Here is a 24,801-nt window from a genome sequence, read left to right as displayed (position 1 = left end):
CGAAGACCCCCCAGGCGGAAGCGGTGCCATGGCCAACCCCCTGCGCGACGGCGACCTCACCCAGCTCGGCCCCTACCGGCTGCACGCCCGGCTGGGCGAGGGCGGCATGGGGCAGGTGTACCTGGGCCGATCCCCGGGCGGGCGCCTGGTCGCGGTGAAGGTGGTGCGCCCCCAGCTCGCCGACGACGCGCACTTCAGGCGCCGCTTCGCCGCCGAGGTGGACGCCGCGCGCAAGGTCGGCGGGTTCTACACCGCGCAGGTCGTGGACGCCGACACCGACGCCAGCCCGCCGTGGCTGGCCAGCGCCTACATCCCCGGGCCCTCCCTGCACCAGGCCGTCCAGGAGCACGGGCCGCTGCCGCCGGAGTCGGTCGCGGTGCTGGGGGCCGGGCTCGCCGAGGGGCTCGCCGCGGTGCACGCCTGCGAGGTCGTGCACCGCGACCTCAAGCCCGCCAACGTCATCCTCGCCGAGGACGGCCCCCGCCTGATCGACTTCGGCATCGCCCGCGCCCTGGACGCCACCAGCCACACCCAGACCTCCGCCGTGCTCGGCACCGCCGCGTACATGTCGCCTGAGCAGGCCGCGGGGCAGCAGGTCGGCCCCGCCTCGGACGTGTTCTCGCTCGGCTGCGTGCTGGCCTACGCGGCCACCGGCCGCAGCCCCTTCGGCGAGGGGCCCGTACACGCGGTCGTCTTCCGCGTCGTGCACACCGAGCCCGACCTGAGCGGCCTGCCTGCCCCGCTGGCCGGGCTGGTGGCCGCCTGCCTGGCCAAGGACCCGGCGGCGCGGCCCTCGCTGGAGCAGATGCTGGCCCATCTCACCGCGCTCGCCTCGCCCGGCGGCGGCCCCGGCCAGGGGTCGTGGCTGCCTGAGGCGTTCACCCAGGTCATCGCCCAGCGCCGCACCCTGGCGCTGACCGCACTCCAACCGCCTGCGGCGGGCGCTCCGGGAGGCGGCGGCTCGCGGACGACGGCCGCGAGCATGGATGGCGGCGGCTCGCGACCGACGGCCGCGAGCAGGGATGGCGGCTCGCGGACGACGGCGCCTTCGCCGCCTCGCGCGCCGCAGCCCTTGCTGGCCGACGAGCGCCGCCGCATGCGCGGGGCGGGCCCGCTGCACCCGGCCGCCGCCTACCAGATCGCCGTCTACGTGATGCTCGCCCTCTTCGGGCTGATCTCCGTGAGCATCGTCGTGCACCAGCTCAACCTCTTCGAGGACATGGGGAGGATGCTCCCGGAGGACGACTACTGGGATGCCGACGACGACGCCGAGGAACTGAGCCTCGTCATGCTGGTGGCCCAGGTCGTCTCCGGCTTGGGACTCGCGCTGTGCTGGCTGCTCTGGTTCCACCGGGTGCGGGTCGCCGCCGAACGGCTCGCGCCGGGACGGCTGCGCTACCGCCCCGCCATGGCCGTGCTCGGCTGGTTCATCCCGATCGGCAACTTGTGGCTGCCCAAGCAGATCGCCGACGACGTCTGGCACGCCTCCAGCCCGCCCGGACGCGGCGGCGCGATGGCCCCGGCCGGTCTGCTGCACGCGTGGTGGGCGTTGTGGCTGGCCACCCTCCTGAGCTGGCCGTTCTTCTGGCTCGACTGGACGGAGTTCCTCAGCTCGACCAGCGAGGAGGTCGGCGAGGAGACGTACCGGGCGCTCGTGTTCACGGACTGGGTCTGGGCCATCCTGGCCGCGCACGTCCTGGCCGTGCCGGCGGTGGTCGTCACCGCCTGGTACGTACGGCGGCTGAGTGCCATGCAGGCCGACAAGCTCGCCTGATCTCCGTCACGGCCTGCGCAGCAGCGCCAGCACCGACAGCAGGACGACCGCCAGCGCGCAGCCCAGCGCGGCGAACCAGCCGAACCGGATCACCGGCTCGATCGACAGCAGGCCGCCGAGGTCGAAGGAGACCCGGTCGCGCAGGTCGCCCCCGCCGCCGATGACGAACTTCAGCAGCACCACCACGGCCACGCCGCCCGGCACGACCGCCAGCGCGGCGAGCCTGGGACGCGACGACAGCAGGCCCGCCAGGCCGCAGCCCAGCGCGACCAGCCCCGCCATCAGCGTGTAGACGCCGAACGGGTCGTCGATGCCGCGCACGTCGCTGGCCACCCCGCCGGCGATGAGGCTGCTCGTCGCCTGGATCCCGGCCCACGGCAGGACCGCGCAGAACACGAGGAGGGCACCGGCGGCGGCGACGGCCAGCGGGTAACCACGGCGGACTCTCGGGCGGGCGGGCGTGGGCATGAGGTCGTCGGCCACACGATCACTGTATGTCGGGTACGCCCGGCTCACCACAGTACGCAACGGAGTCGTCACCAAGGTGTGGCAAGGACTGGCCCGGCCGTCCGCTGTTGTGCGCCTACTCGTTCCAGGCAGGCGCCGCTGTGCGTTCGCCCCACTCCAGGCGGGTGCGGAGCTGGACGGCGTCGGCGGCCAGCGCGGACACCAGCGTGCCCGGGGTGGCCAGCGGGAGCACCGCGACGCCCTCGGCCACCGCCGCCTCCTTGACCTGAGCCGTCAGGAACGTGGTGCCGACGCAGCGGGCCGAACCGTACACCGCGCTGGAGGCGTCCAGCTCCGGGTCGCCCACCGTGAACTCCTGCCTGAGCAGCGGCACGCCGTCGCGGGTGGCGTCGAAACGGGCGTGGCAGCGGCCCGGGGCCTCGCCGTGACGGCCGAAGATGATCTCCTCGCGCCACAGCACGGTAGCGTCGCCCTCCAGCGTGAGCCGTACCAGGAGGCGGTGGTCGCAACCGGCGGCCAGCACCGTGGGCTCCGGTGCGAACCGGAGTGTGGCGCCCGTGCCGACGCGGGCGGTCACCAGCAGCTCGGACGTGCCCTCGCCGGGCAGGACCAGCGTGGCGGCCACCGAGCCCAGGTTGAGCGTGGTGCGCGGGGCGATGTCCAGGTCGAGGGCGAGGCGGTCGCCGCCGAGCGGGCCCGCGGCGGTGGAGACGAGGTGCACGGTGTGCGGGCCCGTCTGGCGCAGGGTGAGCGGGGGTGCCGAGGCCAGGCGGCTGATCGTGGTGCGTCCGTCGGGGGCGAGCGCGGTCGCCACGGCGGCACTGGCCCGCATCGCGCGCCGGCCCCTGGCGGGCGATGCGCCGACCCTCGCCCGCGCTGCGTCTGCCCGCGCCGCGTCTACGTGCGCTGCGTCTGCTCGCGCTGCGGTTGCCCGCGCTGCGTCTGCCCGCGCTGCGTCTGCCCGCGCTGCGTCTGCCCGCGCTGTGCCGAGTGTGTGTGCGGGTGTTGCCTCAGGGGCGCCTGGCCGTAGCGCGCCCGGGGCGGTGGCTTGGTCCGGCGTCACGAGATGGGGGCCGCGTGGGTGTGGGACCAGGCGTGCACCTGCTCGGAGACCCAGGTGGCGACGGTGGCGGCCGTGGGGTCCTGGCGGATCGAGGTGAACAGGACGGGACGCTCGCCGCGGACGGCCGCCGAGTCGCGGTCCATCACGTCGAGGTCGGCGCCCACCATCGGCGCCAGGTCCGTCTTGTTGATCACCAGCAGGTCCGCGGTCGTGACGCCGGGGCCGCCCTTGCGCGGCACCTTGTCGCCGCCCGACACGTCCAGCACGAAGATCTGCCTGTCGGCCAGGCCCCGGCTGAACGTCGCCGTCAGGTTGTCGCCGCCGCTCTCCACGATCACCAGGTCCAGCGGGCCGAAGCGGTACTCCAGGGTCTCCACGGCGTCGAGGTTCGCGGCGATGTCGTCGCGGATCGCCGTGTGCGGGCAGCAGCCCGTTTCGACGGCCAGGATGCGCTCCTGGTCCAGGACGCCCGCGCGGCGCAGGAAGTCGGCGTCCTCGGTGGTGTAGATGTCGTTCGTCACCACGCCCAGGGACAGCGACGGGCCCAGCGTGCGGCACAGGGCGGCCACCAGGGCCGTCTTGCCGCTGCCCACCGGGCCGCCCACGCCCAGGCGCAGCGCCCGGCCGCGGCCGTCGGGGGCGTGGTGGCGGTCGTCGTGGTTGGCTCCCATGTGGGGGTCCCTTCTAAGAGATGAACAGCCGGACCGTGGCTTGGGCGTGTTGCTCGGCCAGGAGGTCGAGGGCTGGTGACGAGTACGCGGGCAGCGCCTCCCAGCCGGGTGCGGCGAGGCAGGCTTGGGCGGCTACGGCGGTGAGGTCGGGGGTGAGGTCGGCGAGCAGGGCGTGCACGGCCACCGGGTCGAGGCCGAGCAGCCTCACGGCTGCCGTCGCCGGGCCGGTGACGGCGTGGTAGGCCGCTGCCAGGGCCGCCTCCTCGGGGGTGGCTCCGGCCGCGTGCGCGGTCGCGCCGAGGGCTATGGGGTGGTGGGGGCTGGGGATGGTGGTGGCGAGGTCGTCCAGGATCGGGGACGGCCAGATGCGGCGGGCCACCCGGAGGAGCAGGCGGCCCTGGGTGCGGGAGGCGTCGCGCTGGGCGGGGGAGGCGGTTCTGGCGTCCACCTCGGTGTCCAGGAGCACCCACGGATCGGGGGTGTTGGTTGGCTGGGCGCCGTTCAGGTGCGCCGGGCTCCGCCGTACCTCGTCTCGCCGACGCGGCGCGGTGAGGGGTGCGGGGACGTGCGCCACCGACGGGGCGTGCACGGCTGCGCCTGCCGCCTCGGTGGTGGCGGTCCGCGCGGCGATGCGGGCCGCTTCCCCACGGGTCGCTTGTCCCGGGCGGGCCGCTTCCGCGGGGGACGTTCCCGCGTGGGACGTTCCCGCGCGGGGCGCTTCCGTGCGGGAGGTTCCCAGGCGGGCCGCTTCCGTGCAGGCTGCTGCTGTCAGGGCGGACGCGAGGGTGCCGGCCGTGTGGAGGCGGCCGCGCAGGAAGGACCTCAGGGACGGCACGTCGTGCACCGCCCCCGACGCGACGGCACGTTCGGTGCCGCCCGAGTGGGCGTGACCCCCGGCAGGGAGCCGGGAGTCGGTGAGGAGGAGCAGGGCCGGGTGCATCAGAAGAGGAAGTAACGCTGGGCGAGGGGAAGGGTGGTGGCCGGGGCGGGCTCGACCAGGTCGCCGTCGATGCGCACCTCGAAGGTGTCGGGCGCCACCTCGATGCGCGGCAGCGCGTCGTTGAGGGGCATGGACGCCTTGCCGCGCCGCCGTACGTCGGCCACAGGAGCGAGGCGGCGGCGTACGGAAAGCTGGTCGGAAAGGCCCGACTCCAGCGCGAGCGGCGCGACGAAGTGCAGCGACGTGGCCGCGGCCGTGACGGGTGAGGCGCCGAACATCGGGCGGGGCAGCACCGGCTGCGGGGTGGGGATGGAGGCGTTGGCGTCGCCCATCTGGGCCCAGGCGACCACGCCGCCCTTGAGCACCAGGTCGGGTTTGACGCCGAAGAAGGCCGGGTCCCACAGGACGAGGTCGGCGAGCTTGCCGTGTTCGACGGAGCCGACCTCGTCGTCCAGGCCGTGGGCGATGGCGGGACAGATCGTGTATTTCGCGACGTAGCGGCGGGCGCGGAGGTTGTCGGCGGGGCCGGAGCCCAGCTCGCCGCGGCGCCCCTTCATGACGTGCGCCGTCTGCCAGGTGCGGATGATCGTCTCGCCGATCCGGCCCATGGCCTGCGAGTCGGAGCCGATCATGGAGATCGCGCCCATGTCGTGCAGCACGTCCTCGGCCGCCATGGTGGTCGGCCGGATGCGGGACTCGGCGAAGGCCAGGTCCTCGGGGATCGACGGGTTCAGGTGGTGGCAGACCATCAGCATGTCGAGGTGCTCGTCGAGCGTGTTGACGGTGTGCGGCCTGGTGGGGTTGGTGGAGGAGGGCAGCACGTTGGGGTAGGCGGCCACGCGGATGATGTCGGGCGCGTGCCCGCCGCCCGCCCCCTCCGTGTGGTACGCGTGGATCATCCGGTCGCCGATGGCCTTGAGCGTCGACTCGACGAAGCCGGCCTCGTTCAGGGTGTCGGTGTGGATCGTGACCTGCACGCCGGAGGCGTCGGCCACGCTGAGGCAGGCGTCGATGGCGGCGGGGGTGGTGCCCCAGTCCTCGTGCAGCTTGAAGCCGGAGGCGCCGGCGCGGAGTTGCTCCATGAGGCCGTCGGTGCTGACCGTGTTGCCCTTGCCGAGCAGGGCGAAGTTCAGCGGGTACGCGTCGAGCGACTCCAGCATCCGGCCCAGGTACCAGGTGCCGGTCACGGTGGTGGCCTTGGTGCCTTCGACGGGCCCTGTGCCGCCGCCGACGACGGTGGTGACGCCGGAGCCGATGGCCTCGTCGAGCAGTTGCGGGCAGATGAGGTGCACGTGCGAGTCGACGGCCCCGGCGGTGAGGATCTTGCCGTTGCCGGAGAGGATCTCGGTGGACGGGCCGATGACGATGTCCACGCCGTCCATCGTGTCGGGGTTGCCCGCCTTGCCGATGGCGGCGATGCGGCCGTCGCGGACGGCGACGTCGGCCTTGACCACGCCCCAGTGGTCGAGGATCACGGCGCCGGTGATGACCAGGTCGGCGGCCCCTTCGGCGCGGGTGGTCCTGGCCTGGCCCATGGACTCGCGGATGACCTTGCCGCCGCCGAAGACGGCCTCGTCGCCGGCGCCCGCCGGGCCCATGGACCGGTCCTCGGTCACCTCGATGAACAGGTCGGTGTCGGCCAGGCGGATCCGGTCGCCGGTCGTGGGCCCGTACAGTGCGGCATAACGCGCGCGCGAGATGTCAGCCATCGAGCGGCCCCGCCCACTCCGGCCGCAGGCCGGGCACCACGCGCAGGCCGGCCAGCGGCACCAGCGTCACGTCACGTTCGACGCCGGGCTCGAACCTGATCGCGGTCCCCGCCGGGACGTCCAGCCGCATGCCCCAGACCGCCTTCCTGTCGAACTCCAGCCCCGGGTTGGCGGCGGAGAAGTGGTAGTGCGAGCCCACCTGGATCGGCCGGTCGGCCGTGTTCACCACGCGCACGGTGACCCGCTCGCGGCCGGGGTTGAGGGGGATCGTGCCCTCGGGGTGCGTGTACTCGCCGGGGATCACGGGATCGGCCTGTGCACGGTGACCAGCTTCGTACCGTCGGGGAAGGTGGCCTCTATCTGCACGCTCTCCAGCATCTCCGGCACGCCCTCCATGACGTCGGTGCGCCCGAGCACCGACCGCCCCGCCTCCATCAGGTCGGCCACGCTGCGCCCGTCCCTGGCACCCTCCATGAGGAACGAGGCGATGATGGCGGTAGCCTCGGGGTGGTTCAGCCGCAGGCCTCTGGCCTGCCGCTCGCGTGCCACACCCGCGGCGACGTGGATGAGCAGCCGCTCCTGCTCGTGTGAGGTAAGCCGCATGGCCGGACCATAGGAACCGGCCGTTTCCGCGCTGTTGCGGGCGGATGTCGTGTTGGTTTCGCGCCGCTCGGATGAATTTCCCGTGTCTCTGTGAACGTTCGGCAATCGCCAATTAACAGCCGGGATCTTCGAGTGAAATGTCGCGGAGTCACCTTTCTCGCAGAACCGGTCGGCAGGAAGGAACTCCTGTGCGCGTCTCCCGCCCGCTCGTTTCCGCGATGCTCGTCCTGGCCCTCGCGGCCTGCGGATCCGACTCCCAACCCGCCGCCTCCTCCAACGAGATCAAGGTCGGCCTCCTGCACTCCCTCAGCGGCACGATGGCCATCAGCGAGGTCACCGTGCGCGACGCGGAGCTGCTCGCCATCGAAGAGATCAACAAGGCCGGGGGTGTGCTGGGCAAGAAGCTCGTGCCGGTCGTGGAGGACGGGGCCTCCGACTGGCCCACGTTCGCCGAGAAGGCCACGAAACTGATCAGGCAGGACAAGGTGGCCACCGTCTTCGGCGGCTGGACGTCCGCCAGCAGGAAGGCGATGCTGCCGGTCTTCGAACGGTACAAGGCGTTGCTGTGGTATCCGGTGCAGTACGAGGGGCTGGAGAGCTCGCCGTACATCTTCTACACCGGCGCCACCACGAACCAGCAGATCATTCCCGGGCTCGACTATCTGAAGGAGCAGGGCAAGAAGCGGCTGTTCCTGGTGGGCAGCGACTACGTCTTCCCGCGTACCGCGAACAAGATCATCAAGGCGTACGCGGCGGCGAACGGGATGGAGATCCTCGGCGAGGAATACACGCCGCTGGGGCACACCGAATATTCGACGTTGGTCAACAAGGTCGTTCAGGCCAAGCCGGACGCGGTGTTCAACACGCTCAACGGCGATTCGAACGTGGCGTTCTTCAAGCAGCTCAAGAGCGCCGGAGCCACCGCCGAGGCCATGCCCGTGCTGTCGGTGAGCGTCGCCGAGGAGGAGGTCACCGGCATCGGCGTGGACAACATCGCCGGTCACCCCGTCGCCTGGAACTACTACCAGACCACCGAGACGCCCGCCAACGAGGCGTTCGTGAAGGCGTACAAGGCGAAGTACGGCGCGAACAAGGTCACCTCCGACCCCATGGAGGCCGGCTACAACGCCGTCTACCTGTGGGCCGAGGCGGTCAAGAAGGCGGGCACGACCGAGGTCGAGGCGGTCAAGAAGTCCGCTCCCGGCATCGCGCTCGAACGGCCCGAAGGGCTGGTCACCATCGACGGCGAGAACCAGCACATGTACAAGACCGCCCGCATCGGCATCATCCAGCCCGACGGGCTGATCAAGCAGGTGTGGGACTCGGGCGAGCCGATCAAGCCGGACCCGTACCTCAAGGGGTACCCGTGGGCGGCCGGCCTGGCGGCGGGGCAGTGATGTCGGCCTTCGTCAACCAGCTTCCCATCGGGCTGTCGATCGGGGCGGTGCTGCTGCTGATCGCGCTCGGGCTGACGTTCACGTTCGGGCAGATGGGCGTGATCAACATGGCGCACGGCGAGTTCATCATGGCTGGGGCCTACACCGCGTTCCTGCTGCAGGACCTGGTGCTGGCGCTGCCTGTGGCGTTCCTGGTCGCCGGGGTCATGGGGCTCATCCTGGAGCGGGGCGCGATCCGGCACTTCTACGGACGGCCGCTGGACACGCTGCTGCTCACCTGGGGCGTCAGCCTGGTGCTGCAGCAGCTCGCCCGCGACCTGTTCGGCGCGCCGAACGTGCAGGTGCCCGCGCCGTCCTGGCTGTCCGGCGGGATCGGCATGCTGCCCTACAACCGGCTGTTCATCATGGGGCTCGCGGTGGCGGGCGTGATCGCGGTCTGGGCGTACCTCACGCGGACCGGCCTGGGGCGCAGGACGCAGGCCGTCGTGCAGAACCGGCAGCTCGCCGCCACCAGCGGGATCGACACCGGGCGGGTGGACATGCTGACGTTCTTCATCGGCTCAGGTCTCGCCGGGGTGGCCGGGGTGGCGCTGACGCTGATCGGGCCCGTGGGGCCGGCGCTCGGGACGTACTACATCGTGGACGCCTTCCTCGTCGTCGTGGCGGGCGGGCTCGGCCAGTTGCGCGGGGCGGTGCTCGCCGCCATCGGGCTGGGGCTGCTCAACTCCTACGCCGAGTTCTGGTCGGACGCCTCGCTGGCCAAGGTGATCGTCTTCGCCGTGATCATCGCGTTCCTCCAGATCCGGCCGCAGGGCATGTTCGTGCTGAGGTCGAGGGTGCTGACGTGATCAAACGGAACCTGCCCTTCGCCACCGTGGCGGTGATCGCGCTGATCGCGGCGCCGCTGCTGCTGGAGCCGTTCCGCCTCGGGCTGCTCGCCAAGTACCTCTGCTACGCCATCGTCGCCCTCGGCATCGGGCTGGCCTGGGGGAAGGGCGGCATGCTCACCCTCGGCCAGGGCGTCTTCTTCGGGCTCGGCGGCTACGCCATGGCCATGTACCTCAAACTGCAGGAGGCCGGGCCAGGCGGGCTGCCCGACTTCATGGTGTGGAGCGGGGTGGAGAACCTGCCCGCGCTGTGGATGCCGTTCGCCAACCCCGTCTTCGCCCTCGCCATGGCCGTGCTCGGGCCCGTGCTGCTCGCAGTGATCCTCGGCACGCTGGTGTTCCGGCAGCGGGTGCGCGGGGCGTACTTCGCGATCCTCACCCAGGCGCTGGCCGCCGCCATGGTCATCCTGCTGGTCGGGCAGCAGGGGCTGACCGGCGGCACCAACGGCATGACGAACTTCTTCGAGCTGTTCGGCCAGGACCTCGCCGAGGACTCCACCCAGCGCGGCCTCTACCTGGTGGTCGCGTCCGTGCTCGGCGTCCTGTACCTGGCCACCAGGCAGCTCGTCGACAGCCGGTACGGCCGCCTGCTCGTCGCCGTCCGCGACGGCGAGGACCGGGTGCGCTTCCTCGGCTACGACCCGGCCCTCGTCAAGACCGTCACCTTCGCCATCTCAGCCGGCATGGCGGGGCTCGCGGGCGCACTGTTCGTACCCGTCGTCGGCATCATCTCGCCCGCCCTGCTCGGCGTCGTGCCCTCACTGGAGCTCGTCGTCGCCGTGGCCGTCGGCGGCCGGCACGCGCTGGCCGGCGCCGTCCTCGGCGCGGTCGTCATGGGGTACGCCAAGACGGCGTTCAGCGAGCAGTTCGCCGACGGCTGGCTCTACCTGCAAGGAGCCCTGTTCATCCTGGTCATGACGCTGGCCCCGAAGGGGATCGTCGGGATCGTGGGGAGGTTGCGCCGTGCTCGAACTGCGTGACGTACAGGTGGTGTTCGACGGCTTCCGCGCGCTCGACGGCGTGGACCTCACCGTGCCCGAGGGCGAGCTGCGCTTCCTCATCGGGCCCAACGGCGCGGGCAAGACCACGCTCATCGACGTCATCACCGGCCTGACCCGGCCGGCGGCGGGCACCGTTCGCTTCGGCGGCCTGGATCTGGTCGGCAGGAAGGAGCACCAGATCGTCCGGCTGGGGGTGGGGCGCACCTTCCAGACGTCGGTGGTGTTCGAGGAGCTCACCGTGGTTGAGAACCTCGACCTGGCCGCCAGCTTCCGTCAGCCGCTCTGGTCGCTGGCCCGCCGCCGCAAGGGTGTCTCGGAGGCCGTCGCCGAGGCGCTGAGCAGGACGGGGCTCGAAGAGCTTGCCGAGCGTTCAGCGGGCGTTCTCTCGCACGGCCAGCGCCAGTGGCTGGAGATCGGCATGCTGCTGGCGCAGCGGCCCCAACTGCTGCTCCTGGATGAGCCGGTGGCGGGCATGTCCAAGGACGAACGCGAGCGCACGGGCGAGCTGCTCACCCAGATCGCCGACGACCACACGGTGATCGTGGTCGAGCACGACATGGAGTTCCTGCGGAGGCACGCCTCGACCGTCACCGTTCTGCACGAGGGCAAGGTGCTCGTGGAGGGGTCGGTCGAGCAGGTCAGCGCCGATCCGCGGGTGCAAGAGGTCTACCTGGGGAGGAGGAAGGCCGAGGATGCTGTCGGTAACCGGCCTTGAGTCAGGGTACGGGCGGGCGCGGGTGCTGTTCGGGGTCTCGCTGGAGGTCGGGGCAGGGCAGCTCGTGTGCGTCATGGGACGCAACGGGGTCGGCAAGACCACGCTGCTCAACACCGTCATGGGGGTGCTGCCCGCGACGGCGGGCAGCGTTTCGTTCGACGGCCGGGACGTCACGCGGATGAAGCCGCACGAGCGGGTGCGGCTCGGGATGGGGTATGTGCCGCAGGGCCACCAGTGCTTCCCGCAGCTCTCGGTCTTGGGGAACCTGCTCGTGACCGTGGAGGCGGCCAAGCAGCCCCGGTCTGTCATCGACGAGGCCCTTGATCTTTTTCCGGCGCTGGGGGCGCTGCTCAAGCGGAGCGCCGGGCATCTGTCGGGTGGGCAGCAGCAGCAGCTCGCCATGGCGCGGGCGCTGGTGACTCGGCCTCGGATGCTCATCCTGGATGAGCCGACGGAGGGGATTCAGCCTTCGATCATTCTGGAGATCGAGGCGGCGATCGAGCGGCTGCATGCGGCTGGGCTGGCTGTGTTGCTGGTCGAGCAGTATCTGGACATCGCGCTGCGGCTGGCCGACACGTTCGTGATTTTGGACGCGGGGCAGGTCGTACGGACCGGGGTCGCTGAGGATCTTCAGCAGGAGGAGGTACGGCGGCTGCTGGCCGTTTAGAGCTCCTGGTCCTCGGCCAGGTCCTCCCAGCGAAGGTCACGGAGGGCGCTGTCGCCGGACGGGACGGTCGGTGTGGGCTGGAACCACACGACGGTGAGGGCTGAGCGGTACAGCACCGGGTCGTGGTCGGGGGTGACTGCCGTTGAGTGGAAGGCGCCGATGCAACTTACGGCGGGCAGCACCTCGACCGGGCCGAACGCGCCCGCCGGCTGGTCGGGGTGCTGGAGGGTGGGTGGGATCAGGTGGACCGGGGAGGTGCCCTCGGCGATTCGCAGGAGAGCCGCGATCTCCATGTCGTTGACGGGCTTGCACGGGTAGCCCTCCAGCAGGCCGTCGTAGGTGGAGGACAGTCGTAGCTCCGAGAGTTCGATCGTGCGGCCGGACGACAGGACTATGCGGGTCAGCGACATGCCGACACCCTACGCACGTACACAGCCTTGGAGTGGGCCGAACTTCTTGGAGATCAGCCCGAGAGGGCCTCTGACCTGGCCGTTCAGTAGCTCGATAATGGGCTGGCAGGAATGGGGGTCCTTTTCTCCGGTGTCCATCCACACGTTGTTTTCCCGATCCAGCCAGACGGGAATGGCGGCTTTCATGTGAGCAGCCGGAACCACACGGCCTTTCCGGTCGGGGTCGGTCTCCAGCCCCAGGAGTGGGCGAGACTCTGCACAATGGCGAGACCTCTTCCGGCGGTGGCCGATGGGTCGGCCGGTGTGATTTTCGGGATGGTGTCACTCGTGTCGTGGACTTCCACGGTGAGGAAGGGGTCGTCCCTGGTCGCGGTGATGCGGATGGCCTGGGTGGAGGTGTGGAGGAGCGCGTTGGTGGTGAGTTCGGAAACGAGTAGTTCGGCGATTTCTGAGGTGGTCAGGTCGCGGATGAAACGGCGGATGGATGACACGCATTTGTGGTCGCGGGGCATCCAGCACTCTTCCATGAGAGTTTTGCAATGCATATGGTCATGCTGCCAATCCTTCGCTACTTTGAGTAGGCAAATAGTCGCTACATGTGAACGTTGAAGTTCGCGTGGGCGGCGTTGAACTCCGGCGAGGGAGGGCAAGGTGGCGGACTTCTACGCACCCCAGGCAATTTGGGGCAGAGAGCTACGGCACTATCGCAAGGCTGCGGGCCTGACTCAGGGGCAACTGTCGGAGAAGGTCCACTTCAGTGAAAGTCTGATCAGTGGCGTCGAGACCGGCCAACTCCCTGCCAGCTCCGCGTTCGCCAAGCGCTGCGACGAGATCCTCGATACGGGTGGCGCTCTGAACCGGCTGCTCGACTGGCGCAAGGCGCAAGTCTTTCCCTCGTACTTCGGCCGATGGCACGAGATCGAACAGGTGGCCGTCGCCTTGCGGACATACGAGCCTCTCGTGGTGCCTGGGCTGCTCCAGACGGAGCGATATGCCCACGCGATGCTGCGCGGTAACGACGCTGCGGTCGCCGCGCGAGTGGAACGTCAGGCGATACTGACTCGTGAGCGCCCCTCCGCGCCAACGCTGCGGTGCATCCTCGATGAAGCGGTGCTGTACCGGCCGGTTGGGACGGCGGAGGTCATGAGGGAGCAACTCCAGCGCCTGCTGGAGGTGGTCAATCCACGGTTGAGCCTGCAACTTGTCCCGCATGGCGTGCACCCCGGCCTCCTGGGCGCGTTTGTGATCGCGACGATGAAGGACGGGGATGATGTCCTCTACGTGGACACCGCAGTGCGGGGCATCACCACCGGCGAGTGCGAGGACGTATGGGCGGGTACAGAGCATTTTGAGGCCATTCGGACCGAGGCATTGCCGATGAGTATGTCTCTAGACCTGATCAAGAAGGCCATGGAGGAGAGATGGACCTGAGCCAGGCTCGCTGGCGGAAGTCGAGCTTCTCTGGCCCTGATGGCGGCAACTGTGTTGAGGTTGCCGAACTCTGGCAGAAGTCAAGCTTCTCCGGCGATAACGGCAACTGCGTCGAGGTCGCCCACAAGGAGGCCGACAGACTGATCGCCGTCCGCGACTCCAAAGACCCCGACGGCCCCAAGCTGTTCTTCACCCCCGCCGAATGGACCGCCTTCCTCAAGGGCGCCAAGGCCAACGAGTTCGACCTGACCTGAAGTCTTCACGCTGCCGATCTGTGCTCACAAGACTCCGGTGCGTAACAAGTTAGGTATAAGAAGTCTTATACCTCGTAGTGGATTATTGTTACCCTGACGGCCGTTTGCCCGGGTGGCGGGTATCGTCACAGACCGGGCAAACAGCGTCCGTTCAGCAGGAGCCGTGGCCCGGCCCTCGCTGGACATCAATGGAAGGTATCGAGCCTTCGTGTGGTGGCATCGCGGGCGCGACTGTCAGAGGACCGTCCGCGATGCTGTCCGCTTTCTCCAGGAATTCGACCCAGGCCGCTTCTACCAAAAGGGTAGAAATGGTGTACCACAGCCCCGCTGTGTCGGGATCCTCCGCGTCCAGCGAGACGGTGACGGCCCACGGGCCCTGGGTGGCGGGCGTGTCGACGCTGTAGAACCGCGTCGTACGCAGGCGAGGTGACGGCCCGGCTCTCCGCACTGCCACGACCAGGGCCATCCCGTTGGCCGGCGTCCCGGTACCCCTGACGACGGAGCAGGGCGTCGAGATGGCGCCCGGCCCGGTCGGTGGTGCGGTGATGACGATTCCGGGGGAATCGTCGATGACGAAGGGGAGGATGGTCAGCACGGCCGCGGTCGTGCCGATCAGCCCCGCGGACGCCTTGAAGGCGAGACGAGCTTTCCGCCTTTTTGCCCCGCTCGCAGGGGTGATCCCGTCGTCACTGCCGGGATCCCGTGGCTTGGCTTGCATTTCCGTTTTGTCCTCCTAGCAAGAGGGAGTGACGCCGCGACGACTATCGAGCGGCGCAGTCAAAATATCGGAAATGTCAGACGTGCGGGCGTGGGCGCCGATATCCGGCTGTATATCCGAATCGCGAGGAGGGCTTTGCGTAGAACGCGATTTTAGTTCTTGAATGATGTTAGCGATAAATGGCGCTGTTGGCCCATTCTCGCGCCGACTGTACGATTTCCTCAAGATGGCCACTGTGCGCGCCGTGCCAGTACACCTGGCCGCAGGACGCGCACCGGCCGTAGGCGTCGTAGCTGCGCCGCGTCCCCGCCTCCAGCAGCGTCTCGACCTCGTCCTTGCCGACCGCCACCAGCACCCCGTTGCACGCCGTGCAGCGCGTCCACGGACGCAGCGGCGGGGCGAAGCGTTCGAGCAGGTCCCGAAGCTGGTCGGCCGGGGCGGAGCCGCGCACGTACGCACCGAGCCACAGCGCACGGCGCCGCAGCAGGCCGCGGTCCTGGGTGAGCAGCACCCGCCGCTCCGCGTTGGCCTGCACCACCAGCGCCGGGTCGTCCATGTCGTTGTGGTAGGCGGTGTCGATGCCGAGCAGGCGCAAACGCCGGGCCAGCGTGCCCAGGTGCACGTCCAGGAGGAAGCGGGGCTCCTCGGGGAGTTGCTGGGGGCGGGGGATCGGGTGCACGTGCACCACGTCGCCCGGGACCAGGAGGTGGGAGGGTGGCACGCCCCGGCCGTCGAGCAGCATGGGGCCGACCTCCGTGAGCGGGACGCCGACGGACTCGACGTGGTGGCCGAGCGTGGAGGTGTGGTCGGCGGTCACCTCCTGCCACTCGTGGCGGCGGCTCGCGGGCAGGAACATCCTCAGCTCTGGGGCGATGCGCAGGCGTGCGGTCGTCACATCGTCCATTCTGTTCCAGGCTTCGCCTATACGGGTGTCGGCTGGATCTTGTGCGCGCCGCAGGGCGGACAGAAGCGTGATCAGTCGGTGCTCTTGGGGTGTCCCGCGCCTGCGTAAGTGATCCAGGCGGTGCGGTTGGCTTCGTCGACGAGGTACCAGATGCGGCCCCCGCCGGTCACCTCGTACTGCCAGCACTCCAGCGTCTGCCCCTTCCAGACCGTGGAGCCGAGCTTGCCCTTGAGGCGGTGATGACGTTGCGGGTCATCGGTGGCGCGCGGGGCGGAGCGGATCTTGTCGAAGGCGCGGCGGAGGTCGCCTGCCGCGTGGCGGGAGAGGCGGTCCCAGCCGTTGGCCGCCTCGGCGTTGGCGAAGCGCAGGTCGAACTCGTCGCCGACCGGGGGTGGTGCCGCGCGGTCGCCGCGCTTGGGGCTCACTCGGCTGTCTCGCCCTCGGGTAGGGGGACAGCGCCCAGGTCGCCCTCAGGCTCGCGGGTGAGGATGGCGTGCAGGGCCGGGTCGGCGTAGATCTCGGCACTGTGCCGCCACTGCGCCAGCAGCAGCGCGATGGGGGCCAGGTTCTCCAGCGCGGCGGCCCCGCGAGCCGTGTCCACCAGTTCGAGAAGCATCGTCTCGACGTCTTCCTCGGGGAGGAAGATGGACCAGGGCAGCGCGTCGGGCAGGGCTTGGCGCAGTGCGGCGATGTTGTCGGTGCGGACCAAGCCGGCGAGCAGGCGGGCGGTGAAGTCGACCACGGTGGAGTCCTGCTCCAGTTGGTCGGCGCGGATGAGCGCCAGGTCGCCCGCGTCGCGTCGGCGCAGGCGCAGGGCGCGGACCGCGTCAAGGCGCCGGGCAGTGGCTGCGGGGTGGTGGAGCAGCTCGCTGAAGGGCACGTCCTCGTAGGACATCGTCATGACATCCACAGTAGCTCGGATGTTCCGGCCAGGGTAGGAGCATCGGCCCTGTCGAGGCGTGTTGGCGAGCACGTAGATTGGGTGCTGTTCGCGGGAAAGCCGCTGGTAAGCATCGAAAGGGGACAGGGAGACGGGCTCGCATGAGCGCCGCACCTCTGACTGCACATGCCCATATCTCGCCGCGCTGGCGGCGGTGGGCGGGTGCTCGGGGTCCGAGGACGAGGCGTTCGAGCTGCGGCTGGCGACAGGCGGGCCGGAGGACGGGCCTCTCGCTGCTGCCCCAGTCCAGGCATCACCCTCGACGGTGCTGCCATACGCATCACGTACTGGCTCACGCCGACCCGCACCGCGGTCCTGCTGACCGTCTTCCGCAAGACGAGAATGCGGGAAGACGCCGAAGTCATGCGCGCCAAGCTGACACGGAAGGTCTGCGAGGCCGAACACGGTCCAGCGCACGAGGAATTCATCCGCACCATTGAGGAAGGAGAGGTGGAGCAATGAGCCACAGCCGCTGGAAGACCTTGCGTGAACGCAAGCTCGCCGAGGGTTTCACCGAGCCGGAGGACGTGGCCGAGGCTCGTCGTGAGATCCGGTTGTCCATGGCCCTGGCGAAGGCGGTGTACGACCGGCGCGCCGAACTCGGGCTCACTCAGGCCGAATTGGCCGATCGCGCGGGCCTCACCCAGGCGAAGGTCTCCCGGATCGAAGGCTCTGACACCGTTCCCACGCTGCCACTTCTTGCCAAGCTGGCTGAGGCCCTTGACGCTACCCTCAACATCGCCCTCGACAGCGAGGACACCCAGGTGAGCTTCACCGGACACCGCACCAACGCGGCCTGAGTAGTCCATGCACTGCATGCTGTGCTTGGGCGGTGTGATGGGCTGTACGCGGGAAACCGTTGCTATGGAAAGGAAGAGGGGATACGCGCTCGCATGAGCGCTGCCCCGGACTACACATGCTTGTAGCCCGTCGTACCCTGCTGGGGCTCGCCGTGCTCGCGGCGGCCGGGTGCTCGGGGTCTGAGGACGAGGCGTTCGAGCTGCGGCTGGCGACGGGCTTGTACGGCGGGCCGTACCGGCCGCTCGGGGACCGGCTCGCGCAGGAGTTGCGCAATGGCGGGATGCGGGTGAAGGTGATGGCGACCGCCGCGAGCGTGGAGAACCTCACGATGATGACCGACGGGCGGGCCGACGCCGGGTTCGCGCTGGCCGACAGCGCCGACGACGCGGTGCGCGTGCGGCATCAGCCCGTCGCCGCGCTGGCCAGGATGTACATGAACTACGCGCATCTGGTCGTGTCGCGGGATTCGGCGATCAGCACGGTGCGGCAGCTCGCGGGCAAGGTCGTGTCGATCGGCGTGGAGGGGTCGGGGACCGCGGTGACCGCCGTCCGGGTGCTGACCGCAGCCGGGCTGACCGAGGCGCCCGAGATCGTCAGGCTCGACCTGGATGACTCGATCGAGGCGCTGGTCGGCGGGAGGGTTGAGGCGTTCTTCTGGTCGGGCGGGGTGCCGACGCCCGCGCTGACCACGCGCGACGATGTGCGGCTGGTGTCGTTGGAGGAGCTGGTGCCGGTGTTGCGGCGGCAGTTCGGGCCCGTGTACGAGGAGGCGTCCGTGCCCGCGGGGACCTACGGCGGCACCAGGTCCATCAGGACGGTGGGGACGCCCAGTTACCTGATGTGCCGGAGTTCGCTGTCCGACGATCTGGCGTTCACGATCACCGAGACGCTGTTCAGCGCCCGTGACCGGCTCCAGGCTCCGTCGGCCCCTGGCGGGCGGCTGGACGAGCGGTACGCGATCGGGACCGGGGTGGTGCCGTTGCATCCCGGCGCGGCCCGCTACTACCGGTCCGTGTACGGCTGAACCCTCAAGGGGGAACCTGTGAGAACGCCGGAGGCGAGAAGAGTGCGCGATCTCGTCTATGAGACGTTCGCGTCGGAGGGGCGCGCACCCTCGGTGGCCGAGCTGGCCCGCAGGACACAGAGCACTGCCCAGGCGGTACAGGGGATCTTGCACGACCTGGCGGAGGCCCATGCCCTGGTCCTGACACCCGATGGGGACGCGGTGCGGATGGCCCACCCGTTCACGTCGGCACCGATGGCCTTCGTCGTGACACCGCTGGACGGGCATGACGACCGCCGCTGGTGGGGCGGCTGCGCGTGGGACTCCTTCGGCATCAGCGCCGCCCTCCACCTGGACGTCCGCATCGACACGGCATGCCCCCAGTGCGGAGCCACGATCAGCTTCCAGGCGGGCCCGGAGACACCGCCTCCCGGGGGGCCGGCGGTTCGCTTCCCGCGACCCGCCGAGGAGTGGTGGGATGACGTTGTCGGTACCTGCACGATGATCCGCGCGTTCTGTGACCGTGGTCATGCCGAGCGCTGGACGGCGGACAACGCGCCGGGCAGCGGCTGCGTCGCTGACGCGACGACGGTATGGCGCCTGGCCGGCCCGTGGTACGGCGATCGGCTGGATCCCGGGTTCCAGCCGCACAGCCGTGAGCACAACCAGCGGCTCCTGGAGGATCGCGGCCTCACGGGACCGTTCTGGCGGCTGCCGTAGAGCTGGTGAACTCAAGCGGGTGTAGTCGGCGGGAGCCGAAGCTCCACCACCAAGCCGTGGGGGATGGCGGGCAGCAGGCGTAGTGTGGCGCCGCACGCCCTGGCCAGCTCGGCGGCGATCGCCAGCCCCAAGCCGCTGCCCGGCACGTTCGCGTGCGCCCCCGACCGCCAGAAGCGGCTCAGTGCCTCCGAACGTTCCTCCTCGCTGAGCCCTGGCCCGTCGTCGGCCACCCGCAGCACGCCGTCCTCCAAGCACACGGTGACCGTGCCGCCGCGCGGGACGAACTTCTGGGCGTTGTCGAGGGCGATGTCCGCGATTCTGGCGGCTGCTTCGGGGACGACGGATATTTCGGAACTGTCGACGACTAGGCGCACGCCGGCGGCTGCGTACACCTCACGCCAGACTCCGAGGCGCGGTGCCAGTGCGATGTCCTTGCCTTCGATTCCCGCGCCCGCCTCCACCTTCGCCAGCGCCAGCAGGTCCTCCACCAGCAGCGCCAGCCGATCCAGCTCCGCCATCGCCTCCTCGAACTCGACGGTGCCCTCCCCGCGCAGATGTGGCTCCAGGTTCTCCAGCCGCAGCCCGAGCACCGTGAGAGGGGTGCGCAGCTCGTGAGAGGCGTCGGCGACGAAGGCGCGTTGCCGCTCCATCGCTCCCGCGACCGCGTCGGCCATCGCGTTAAAGCGCTCCTCCAGCCGCCGCAGCTCCGTCGGGCCGACGCCGGGATGAGCACGCGCGTCCAGGCGGCCCTGGGCGATGGCGCGGGTGGTGCGGTCGAGCTCCGTGACCGGGCGCAGGATCCAGCGGGCCAGCCGCCTGGCCGCCAGCACCGAGTACGCCAGCGCGACCAGCGCACCCACCGCCAGCGCGCCCCACACCAGCGTCACGTCCAGCCGGGCCTGGTCGGTGGGGGCCTGGAGCAGCACCACGCCGGTGATCTGCGCGTCGCGGCCCGCCGGTTCGGCCAGCAGGACCGTGGCGGGGCCGAAGGGGCTGATCGTGGGGAGGTCCTCGGTGGTGCGGCCGGACAGGGCCAGGCGCAGCGCCTCGCGGTCGTCGGACTCGAAGCTGCCGGCCGACAGGCGGAGCGAGCCGTCACGGTCGCGGACGCGGACGGCGGCCCCGTACAGCTCGGCGTAGCGGTTGATCTCGGCGATCAGGCCCGTGTGGTCGTCGTCGCGGGCCGCCTGGTCGGCCAGCTCGGCGAAGCGGGTGGCGTCGGCGCGGCGGTCGAGGAGCAGGCGGTTGGTGCGGTGGGAGGCGTAGGCCAGGCCCAGGGGCACCGCCAGCGCCGCCACCAGGAACACGATCAGCGTCGTGAACGTGACCACGAGCCGGGAGTTCACGCGGGCGAGCCCAGCCGGTAGCCGGTGCCGCGCAACGTCTCCACCAGCCCGGGGCGGCCGGTCTTGGAGCGCAGGTTGGCGACGTGCACGTCGAGGGAGCGCGAGGCCGACAGGAGGGGGTCGCCCCAGATCTCGTCGAGGATCTCCTCCCTGCCGCGCACCACGCCCGGCTCGCGCGCCAGCATCGCCAGCAGGTCGAACTCGCGCCGCGTCAGCGTCACCGGCTCCCCGGCCACCGTGACCTGCCGCGACTCCAGGTCGATGCGCACGTCGCCGACCTGCACCACGTCGTCGCGCTGCGGGCGCGGGCGGGTGCCGCGCCGCACCACCGCCTCCATCCGGGCCATCAGCTCGACCGTGCGGAACGGCTTGACCAGGTAGTCGTCCGCGCCCGAGCGCAGGCCGCGCAGCACCTCCCGCTCCTCGGTACGCGCGGTGACCACGATCAGCGGCACCGCCGACACCCGGCGCAGGCGGCGCAGCGCGTCGAGGCCGTCCATGTCGGGCAGGCCCAGGTCGAGCAGGACGAAGTCGACGCCCCCCGCCAGGCGGAGGGCGTCCACGGCCAGCCCTGTCCGGGTGACCTGGTGGCCGTGCCGGTCCAGGGCCGTGATGAGCGCGGCGGCGAGCCGATCGTCGTCCTCGACCAGGAGAACTCGCATAACGCCAGGTTAGACGCGCGTCGGGACCGACTCCTGCGTGACCTGCTCGGTACGGGACAGCGCGACGTCCCTGGTCTCCCGCATCGTGAGGTAGACGACGAGGGACACGGCCGCGCAACCCGAGACGTACCAGAAGAAGCCCGACTCGATGCCGCGGTCCTTGAACCACAGCGCCACGTACTCGGCGGTGCCGCCGAACAGGGCGTTCGCGATCGCGTAGGGGAGGGCCACGCCGAGGGCGCGCACGTTCGTCGGGAACAGCTCGGCCTTCACCACCGCGTTGATCGAGGTGTAGCCGGTGACGATGATCAGGCCGATCAGCGACAGCACCAGCGCGCCGCCGAAGCCCTGCACCCCGCCCAGCGCCGTCATCAGCGGCACCGTGCCCAGCATCGAGCCGATACCGAACGTGATCAGCAGTGGCCTGCGCCCGATCCGGTCCGACAGGCCGCCCGCCAGTGGCTGGAGGCACATGAAGATGAACAGCGCGCAGAAGCTCACCAGCGTGGCGGTCTCCTTGGGCAGGCCCGCGCTGTTCGAGAGGTACTTGGTGAGATACGTCGTGTAGGTGTAGTAGGCGACCGTGCCGCCCATCGTCAGGGCGATGACCAGCAGGGCTTCCTTCTTGTGGGCGAGAAGCGCCTTGATCGTGCCGCGGCCCTGCTCGCTCTCGCGCTCCTCCTCGTCGTACGCCTCCGTCTCCAGGAGGTTGCGGCGCAGGTAGAACACCACCGCCGCGGCGGCGGCGCCGACGATGAAGGGGATGCGCCAGCCGTAGGAGTTCAGGGCCTCGGTGGACATCGTGTTCTGCAGGATGATCTGCAGGCCGAGGCCGACGAGCTGGCCGGCGGTCATGGAGACGTACTGGAAGCTGGAGGCGAAGCCGCGGCGGCCGCGCGGGGTGGCCTCGGTCAGGTACGTGGCACTCGCCGCGTACTCGCCGCCCACCGAGATGCCCTGCAGCAGGCGCGCCACCACCAGCACCAGGGCGCCGAAGTAGCCGACCGTCTCGTACGTCGGAGCGACGGCGATCAGCAGCGCGCTGGCCGACATGAGGGTGACCGTGAGCGTGAGCGCCGCCTTGCGGCCCTTCCGGTCCGCGTAACGGCCGAGCAGCCAGCCGCCGAGCGGGCGCATGAAGAAGCCGACGGCGAAGATGGCCGCGGTGTTGAGCAGCTTGGCCGTGTCGTTGCCCTCAGGGAAGAAGGAAGCGGCGAAATAGACGGCGAAACTGCTGTAGACGAACCAGTCGTACCACTCGACCATGTTGCCGATGGACCCGCCGATGACGGCCTTCCACGGCACGCGTGCCTTGCTCACGAAGAACCTCCTGGGGGGCTGTAGACGCTGGTCAGAGCCTCACGGCAGAAGGTTGCTCCGGCAAGGGAGCAGGGCGGATATCTAACGTCCGCTTAACATGGCTTCTTACGCGGCATTAACGCCGCCGCAACAACGGGGTGGCATTTCAGCGCAGGGGTGGGTTGGCGTTCTTCGCCCGTTCCAGCGCCAGGTCCGCCCACCACTCGCCGCTCGGCGGCGACACGACGCCACGCTCCGGGTCCTGCTCGCCGTCCGTGCCGCGCCTGCACCGGCCGTTCGAGGTGCCCGCGCGGGAGATCCACAGGTACGCGTCCACCAGCTCCTCGCCCGTTTCGGTCGTGGGCCGGTCGCCTACGCCCCTGCCGGGCGGGTTGCACCACGTCTGCGGGTCCTCGTAGTGCTTCGGCGGCGACCAGGAGCCCTGGCCGTTCCTGCTGGTGTCCACGACGAAGTGCGGCATGGTGGCCGGGTCCACCTCGGTGTTCTGCGGGCAGGACGTGGCGCCTGTCTTGAGGCGTACGGCGATGCAGGCGGACAGGGTCTTGCCGTACTCGACGCTCTTGGCGGTGCGCTGGAAGCCGCCCGTGTTGATGAAGAAGCCGTCGGCCTTGTCGATGCCGGCGGCGATCAGGCGTTCGGCCATCGTTTCCGTGCCGGGCCAGTAGTCCTGGCTGCCGTCCAGGTAGACGGCCGTGGCGGGGTTGGTCTTGAGGATCTGTACGGCCTGGCGGAGGTCCTGGTAGCGCTGGGCCGGTGAGCCCTGCTGGTCTGGGCACTGTTCGGTGCCGGGCACTCTGACCAGGCTGCCGGGCTCCAGGATGATCACTGCCTTGGCGGGGCCCAGCTGGCGGGCGATGCCGGTCAGCCATTCCTGGTAGGCGGGCATGGCGGAGGTGGTGGTGGGGTGGCACTCGTTGCCCGGGAGGTAGCTGACCAGGAAGACGGGGACGCCGCCTGTCTGGGTGGCGGCGGTGAGGGTGGTTTCCACCTTGGATCTGACTTCGGGCTGGTTGAGGCGGATGGCGTGGGGGATTCGGGCCAGTTCGCGCATGAGGGACGCGTCTGAGGGGCGGTCTTCCTGCCAGAGGGTTGCCTGGCGGGCGGCGCCTGGTTCTTCGGGGGAGTAGAAGGTGATCGGCTGGGTGGATCTGAGTGGGTTCTGGGACGTGGTCGTGGGTGTGGCGGGGGGTTGGGTTGTGGTGGTGGGGGAGGTGTCGCGCAGGGTCAGGGCTGTGGAGACGGCGGCCACGGCGGCCAGCAGGGCGGCTGTGGCGATCAGGGTCCTGCGACGGTTGAGCGCCGACCGGGTTGTGCCGGTCCTCGCCGTACCGGCCCTCGCCGCACCGGCGCCGGGAGGGGCGCTGAGGGAGGGCTCGTTCGCGTCGTCCACGCCTCCGCCCGCCACGCCTCCGCCCGCCACGCCTCCGCCCGCCACGCCTCCGCCCGCCACGCCTCCGCCCGCCACGCCTCCGCCCGCCACGCCTCCGCCCGCCACGCCTGCGCCGCGTACGCCTGCGCTGCCTGCGCCCGTGCCTGTGCTGCCCGTGCCCGAGCCGCCCGTGCCGCTCGTGTTCCCTGCACTCAGGTTGTTCAGGAGGGCGTCGGCCGTAGGGCGATCAGCCGGTTCCTTGGACAGGGCGGACGCCACCAGGTCACGCAGCGGCCCCGTGAGCCCGTCCAGAGAGGGAGGGTCGTTGACGATGCGCAGCAGCAGCGTCGGGATGGAGCCCGAGCCGAACGGCGGCGCGCCGCCGGCGGCGTAGGCGACCGTGCAGCCCCAGGAGAAGATGTCGGACGGCGGCCCGACCTCCGCCCCGGACACCTGCTCGGGCGACATGTAAGCGGGCGTCCCCAGGACGGTGCTGCTGGCGTCGGAGTCGGCCAGCCAGGCGATGCCGAAGTCGATGACCTTGGGGCCTACCTGGGACAGCAGCACGTTGGACGGTTTGAGGTCGCGGTGGACGACTCCGGCCCCGTGGATGGCCCGCAGCGCCATCGCCATGGAGGCGGCCAGCCCGTCGAGGGCGGAGCCGCGCAGCGGGCCGGAGGTGGCGACGGCCTCCTTGAGGCTGGGGCCCTCGACGTACTCCGTGACCAGGTACGCGAGCCGTCCATCGAGGGAGGCGTCGAGCACGGGCGCGGTGCAGAAGCGGGCGACGCGCTGAGCGGCGGCCACCTCACGGGCGAAGCGGCGCCGGAAGTCGGGGTGCGCGTCCATCCTGGCGTGCAGGAGCTTGACGGCGACGCGCGTGCCGGAGGGGTCGCGGGCGAGGTAGACGACGCCCATGCCGCCCTCGCCCAGCCGGCCGAGGAGGGTGTACGGCCCCACCCGCGCGGGATCGCCGTCCCTGAGCACCTCCAAGGTCATAGAGGCTCAGGTTAGCCCGCGATGATCCA

The 24,801-nt window shown here is 70.3% G+C and carries 28 protein-coding genes; 11 read left to right on the top strand and 17 right to left on the bottom strand.

Annotation, left to right across the window (positions count from 1 at the left end):
• Positions 1 to 28: 28 nt before the first annotated feature.
• Complete coding sequence (locus tag FXF51_RS36340) at positions 29 to 1,774, top strand: protein kinase domain-containing protein (protein WP_148439248.1); 1,746 nt, start codon at positions 29 to 31, stop codon at positions 1,772 to 1,774.
• Positions 1,775 to 1,780: 6 nt separating this feature from the next.
• Here the strand turns inward: FXF51_RS36340 and FXF51_RS36335 are convergent, their stop codons facing one another.
• The 7 genes from FXF51_RS36335 to FXF51_RS36305 all read right to left on the bottom strand — a co-directional run bounded on the left by FXF51_RS36335 (position 1,781) and on the right by FXF51_RS36305 (position 7,228).
• The gene (locus FXF51_RS36335; RefSeq protein WP_148439247.1) at positions 1,781 to 2,257 is read right to left on the bottom strand and encodes a hypothetical protein; all 477 of its coding nucleotides are present in this window, start codon (positions 2,255 to 2,257) and stop codon (positions 1,781 to 1,783) included.
• A 100-nt stretch (positions 2,258 to 2,357) separates the two neighbouring features.
• Positions 2,358 to 3,074: an urease accessory protein UreD gene (locus FXF51_RS36330; RefSeq protein ID WP_148439246.1), complete on the bottom strand. Its 717-nt coding sequence runs from the start codon at positions 3,072 to 3,074 to the stop codon at positions 2,358 to 2,360.
• Positions 3,075 to 3,301: 227 nt separating this feature from the next.
• On the bottom strand, positions 3,302 to 3,976 hold the full coding sequence (ureG, locus tag FXF51_RS36325; RefSeq protein ID WP_148439245.1) for an urease accessory protein UreG: 675 nt from the start codon (positions 3,974 to 3,976) through the stop codon (positions 3,302 to 3,304).
• Between the two features lie 13 nt (positions 3,977 to 3,989).
• Positions 3,990 to 4,916, bottom strand: a complete 927-nt coding sequence (locus FXF51_RS36320) for an urease accessory protein UreF (protein ID WP_148439244.1) — start codon at positions 4,914 to 4,916, stop codon at positions 3,990 to 3,992.
• Positions 4,916 to 6,625, bottom strand: coding sequence for an urease subunit alpha (locus FXF51_RS36315; RefSeq protein ID WP_148439243.1), 1,710 nt, complete (start codon positions 6,623 to 6,625; stop codon positions 4,916 to 4,918). Before FXF51_RS36315 ends, FXF51_RS36320 begins: the two co-directional genes overlap by 1 nt.
• The gene (locus FXF51_RS36310) at positions 6,618 to 6,929 is read right to left on the bottom strand and encodes an urease subunit beta (protein WP_148439242.1); all 312 of its coding nucleotides are present in this window, start codon (positions 6,927 to 6,929) and stop codon (positions 6,618 to 6,620) included. The genes FXF51_RS36315 and FXF51_RS36310 overlap by 8 nt, the downstream gene beginning before the upstream one ends.
• A complete protein-coding gene (locus FXF51_RS36305) occupies positions 6,926 to 7,228 on the bottom strand; it encodes an urease subunit gamma (protein ID WP_148439241.1) in 303 nt (100 codons plus the stop codon). Before FXF51_RS36305 ends, FXF51_RS36310 begins: the two co-directional genes overlap by 4 nt.
• A 218-nt stretch (positions 7,229 to 7,446) precedes the next feature.
• On the opposite strand from FXF51_RS36305, the gene urtA reads away from it, so the two are divergent.
• The 5 genes from urtA to urtE are packed head-to-tail and all read left to right on the top strand — an operon-like array spanning position 7,447 to position 11,895.
• Positions 7,447 to 8,625: an urea ABC transporter substrate-binding protein gene (gene urtA / locus FXF51_RS36300; protein WP_148439361.1), complete on the top strand. Its 1,179-nt coding sequence runs from the start codon at positions 7,447 to 7,449 to the stop codon at positions 8,623 to 8,625.
• Positions 8,625 to 9,473 carry an urea ABC transporter permease subunit UrtB gene (gene urtB, locus FXF51_RS36295; protein WP_148439240.1) on the top strand — a complete coding sequence of 283 codons (849 nt, stop codon included), beginning with the start codon at positions 8,625 to 8,627 and terminating at the stop codon, positions 9,471 to 9,473. Before urtA ends, urtB begins: the two co-directional genes overlap by 1 nt.
• Complete coding sequence (urtC, locus tag FXF51_RS36290) at positions 9,470 to 10,492, top strand: urea ABC transporter permease subunit UrtC (protein WP_148439239.1); 1,023 nt, start codon at positions 9,470 to 9,472, stop codon at positions 10,490 to 10,492. Before urtB ends, urtC begins: the two co-directional genes overlap by 4 nt.
• A complete protein-coding gene (gene urtD / locus FXF51_RS36285) occupies positions 10,476 to 11,228 on the top strand; it encodes an urea ABC transporter ATP-binding protein UrtD (protein ID WP_148439238.1) in 753 nt (250 codons plus the stop codon). The genes urtC and urtD overlap by 17 nt, the downstream gene beginning before the upstream one ends.
• Positions 11,206 to 11,895 carry an urea ABC transporter ATP-binding subunit UrtE gene (gene urtE, locus FXF51_RS36280; protein ID WP_148439237.1) on the top strand — a complete coding sequence of 230 codons (690 nt, stop codon included), beginning with the start codon at positions 11,206 to 11,208 and terminating at the stop codon, positions 11,893 to 11,895. The genes urtD and urtE overlap by 23 nt, the downstream gene beginning before the upstream one ends.
• On the opposite strand, the gene FXF51_RS36275 is transcribed toward urtE, so the two are convergent.
• Positions 11,892 to 12,305: a hypothetical protein gene (locus tag FXF51_RS36275; RefSeq protein ID WP_148439236.1), complete on the bottom strand. Its 414-nt coding sequence runs from the start codon at positions 12,303 to 12,305 to the stop codon at positions 11,892 to 11,894. The two genes, urtE and FXF51_RS36275, sit on opposite strands and share 4 nt — an antisense overlap.
• Before the next feature lie 182 nt (positions 12,306 to 12,487).
• Positions 12,488 to 12,817, bottom strand: a complete 330-nt coding sequence (locus FXF51_RS36270) for an ATP-binding protein (protein WP_187414762.1) — start codon at positions 12,815 to 12,817, stop codon at positions 12,488 to 12,490.
• A gap of 139 nt (positions 12,818 to 12,956) precedes the next feature.
• Between FXF51_RS36270 and FXF51_RS36265 the strand changes: the two genes are divergently transcribed.
• Positions 12,957 to 13,736, top strand: a complete 780-nt coding sequence (locus FXF51_RS36265; protein ID WP_148439234.1) for a helix-turn-helix domain-containing protein — start codon at positions 12,957 to 12,959, stop codon at positions 13,734 to 13,736.
• Positions 13,727 to 13,990 (top strand): DUF397 domain-containing protein, encoded by a 264-nt coding sequence (locus tag FXF51_RS36260; protein ID WP_148439233.1) that lies wholly within the window; start codon positions 13,727 to 13,729, stop codon positions 13,988 to 13,990. Before FXF51_RS36265 ends, FXF51_RS36260 begins: the two co-directional genes overlap by 10 nt.
• Positions 13,991 to 14,141: 151 nt before the next feature.
• On the opposite strand, the gene FXF51_RS36255 is transcribed toward FXF51_RS36260, so the two are convergent.
• The 4 genes from FXF51_RS36255 to FXF51_RS36240 all read right to left on the bottom strand — a co-directional run bounded on the left by FXF51_RS36255 (position 14,142) and on the right by FXF51_RS36240 (position 16,513).
• Positions 14,142 to 14,708 (bottom strand): hypothetical protein, encoded by a 567-nt coding sequence (locus FXF51_RS36255; RefSeq protein WP_148439232.1) that lies wholly within the window; start codon positions 14,706 to 14,708, stop codon positions 14,142 to 14,144.
• Positions 14,709 to 14,877: 169 nt separating this feature from the next.
• The gene (locus FXF51_RS36250; protein ID WP_148439231.1) at positions 14,878 to 15,612 is read right to left on the bottom strand and encodes a Mut7-C RNAse domain-containing protein; all 735 of its coding nucleotides are present in this window, start codon (positions 15,610 to 15,612) and stop codon (positions 14,878 to 14,880) included.
• A 71-nt stretch (positions 15,613 to 15,683) separates the two neighbouring features.
• Positions 15,684 to 16,037 carry a hypothetical protein gene (locus FXF51_RS36245; RefSeq protein ID WP_148439230.1) on the bottom strand — a complete coding sequence of 118 codons (354 nt, stop codon included), beginning with the start codon at positions 16,035 to 16,037 and terminating at the stop codon, positions 15,684 to 15,686.
• Positions 16,034 to 16,513 carry a hypothetical protein gene (locus FXF51_RS36240; protein ID WP_187414761.1) on the bottom strand — a complete coding sequence of 160 codons (480 nt, stop codon included), beginning with the start codon at positions 16,511 to 16,513 and terminating at the stop codon, positions 16,034 to 16,036. Before FXF51_RS36240 ends, FXF51_RS36245 begins: the two co-directional genes overlap by 4 nt.
• Before the next feature lie 497 nt (positions 16,514 to 17,010).
• Here FXF51_RS36240 and FXF51_RS36230 point away from each other — a divergent pair, with 497 nt between their 5' ends.
• From FXF51_RS36230 to FXF51_RS36220, 3 genes are all read left to right on the top strand, one after another.
• Positions 17,011 to 17,352, top strand: a complete 342-nt coding sequence (locus FXF51_RS36230; protein WP_148439228.1) for a helix-turn-helix domain-containing protein — start codon at positions 17,011 to 17,013, stop codon at positions 17,350 to 17,352.
• A gap of 116 nt (positions 17,353 to 17,468) precedes the next feature.
• Positions 17,469 to 18,377 (top strand): TAXI family TRAP transporter solute-binding subunit, encoded by a 909-nt coding sequence (locus FXF51_RS36225; protein WP_148439227.1) that lies wholly within the window; start codon positions 17,469 to 17,471, stop codon positions 18,375 to 18,377.
• Between the two features lie 42 nt (positions 18,378 to 18,419).
• The gene (locus FXF51_RS36220; protein WP_262380060.1) at positions 18,420 to 19,076 is read left to right on the top strand and encodes an alkylmercury lyase family protein; all 657 of its coding nucleotides are present in this window, start codon (positions 18,420 to 18,422) and stop codon (positions 19,074 to 19,076) included.
• An 11-nt stretch (positions 19,077 to 19,087) separates the two neighbouring features.
• On the opposite strand, the gene FXF51_RS36215 is transcribed toward FXF51_RS36220, so the two are convergent.
• The 4 genes from FXF51_RS36215 to FXF51_RS61175 form a co-directional block, all read right to left on the bottom strand.
• The gene (locus FXF51_RS36215) at positions 19,088 to 20,422 is read right to left on the bottom strand and encodes a sensor histidine kinase (RefSeq protein ID WP_148439225.1); all 1,335 of its coding nucleotides are present in this window, start codon (positions 20,420 to 20,422) and stop codon (positions 19,088 to 19,090) included.
• Positions 20,419 to 21,084, bottom strand: coding sequence for a response regulator transcription factor (locus FXF51_RS36210; RefSeq protein WP_148439224.1), 666 nt, complete (start codon positions 21,082 to 21,084; stop codon positions 20,419 to 20,421). The genes FXF51_RS36215 and FXF51_RS36210 overlap by 4 nt, the downstream gene beginning before the upstream one ends.
• A 9-nt stretch (positions 21,085 to 21,093) precedes the next feature.
• Positions 21,094 to 22,404, bottom strand: a complete 1,311-nt coding sequence (locus tag FXF51_RS36205; protein ID WP_222871612.1) for an MFS transporter — start codon at positions 22,402 to 22,404, stop codon at positions 21,094 to 21,096.
• Between the two features lie 145 nt (positions 22,405 to 22,549).
• Positions 22,550 to 24,772: a glycoside hydrolase family 6 protein gene (locus tag FXF51_RS61175; RefSeq protein ID WP_187414760.1), complete on the bottom strand. Its 2,223-nt coding sequence runs from the start codon at positions 24,770 to 24,772 to the stop codon at positions 22,550 to 22,552.
• Positions 24,773 to 24,801: the final 29 nt, after the last annotated feature.

The sequence above is a fragment of the Nonomuraea sp. PA05 genome, from assembly GCF_008086045.1.
GTDB lineage: Bacteria > Actinomycetota > Actinomycetes > Streptosporangiales > Streptosporangiaceae > Nonomuraea > Nonomuraea monospora.
Note: the sequence above shows the minus strand (reverse complement) of the source record. Positions and strands in the feature narration are given on the sequence as shown.